Annotated in this window: 1 protein-coding gene; it reads right to left on the reverse strand. The window is 66.0% G+C overall.

Annotation, left to right across the window (positions count from 1 at the left end; translation table 11 throughout):
- Positions 1-61: 61 nt before the first annotated feature.
- Positions 62-1203 (reverse strand): IS3 family transposase gene (locus E2C05_RS31880; protein ID WP_133223608.1). Its coding sequence is split into 2 segments (ribosomal slippage): positions 62-927 and positions 927-1203, totalling 1143 coding nucleotides; the frame shifts between segments, so codons are not numbered across the junction.
- Between the last annotated feature and the right edge of the window lie 67 nt (positions 1204-1270).

A 1270-nucleotide genomic window follows, 5' to 3' on the forward strand; every position in this document is an offset into this window, starting at 1 on the left:
TGAGGTGGTCCCCATTGGTCGGACAGCTTGGCGGCCTGGATAAGCTCGGCTCTGGTTTCCGTCAGGCCGCCAATCTCGTCACCGAATTCGTCCCATACGCCTCGTCAGGGGTCCTGCCGTCCAGGCCGGAATGTGGGCGCCTGGCATTGTAGTAGCCGATCCATTTCGACAGCCCGGTCCGCAGCTCGGATCCCGTCTCGAAGGCATGCAGGTACACGCACTCGTACTTCAGGCTGCGCCACAGCCGTTCGATGAACACGTTGTCCATCCAGCGGCCGCGGCCGTCCATGGAGATGCGCACACCGGCCTGCTGCAGCAGGCCGGTGAACCGCTGCGAGGTGAACTGGCTGCCCTGGTCGGTATTGAAGATCTCGGGCCGCCCAAACCGCGCCAGGGCCTCTTCCAGCACCTCCAGGCAGAACTCCACCTCCATGGTATTCGACACCCGCCAGGCCAGAACCTTGCGCGTTGCCCAGTCCATCACCGCGACCAGATAGAGGAAGCCGCGACGCATCGGCAGGTAGGTGATGTCGACGCACCAGACCTGGTTGGGGCGGTCGATCGCCATATCCCGCAGCAGGTAGGGAAAGACCCGGTGCTCGGGGTTCGGCACCGTCGTCCGCGGCCGCTGGTAGATCGGCGCCAGGCCCATCTTCGCCATCAGCCGCCGGATCCGCTTGCGGCCGACCGTGTAGCCTTCGCGCTGCAGGTGCCGCGCCATCTGCCGCGAGCCATACCAGGGTGTCTCGAGGAACTGAGCGTCGATCAGCCGCATCAGCTCGAGGTTCAGCGCCGTCTCGCCCGCAGGCCGGCGATAGAACCCCGAGCGGCTGATCGAGACCAGCTCGCACTGCCGCACCACCGACAACTGCGGGTGGTCCGGCTCGATCATCTGGCGCCGCCGCTCCAGGCTCATCGACCGGACGCTTTCGCCAAAAAATCCCGCTCCACCACGAGCTGTCCGATCTTGGCGTGCAGCTTCTCGACCTCCGCCTCGGCCACCTTCGCGCACTCCGGCGTCGCCGCTTTGCCGGAGAACACCGACGCCAGCCCCTCCATGGCCTGCCGCTTCCACTCACCCACCATCGTCTGGTGAATGCCATGCTTGGCCGCCAGCTGCGCCGTCGTCAGCTCACCTCGCAGCGCCTCCAACGCTACCTTCGCCTTGAAGTCCGCCGAGTACCGCGTCCGCTTGCCCGTCATCCAGGGCCGTCCTTCTCACAGGCGAACCGAGCTTACCCGCCTGTCCGAGATCCGGGGACCACCTCAC

This window comes from Paracraurococcus ruber (genome assembly GCF_004353985.1).
Classification (GTDB): Bacteria; Pseudomonadota; Alphaproteobacteria; order Acetobacterales; family Acetobacteraceae; genus Paracraurococcus; species Paracraurococcus ruber.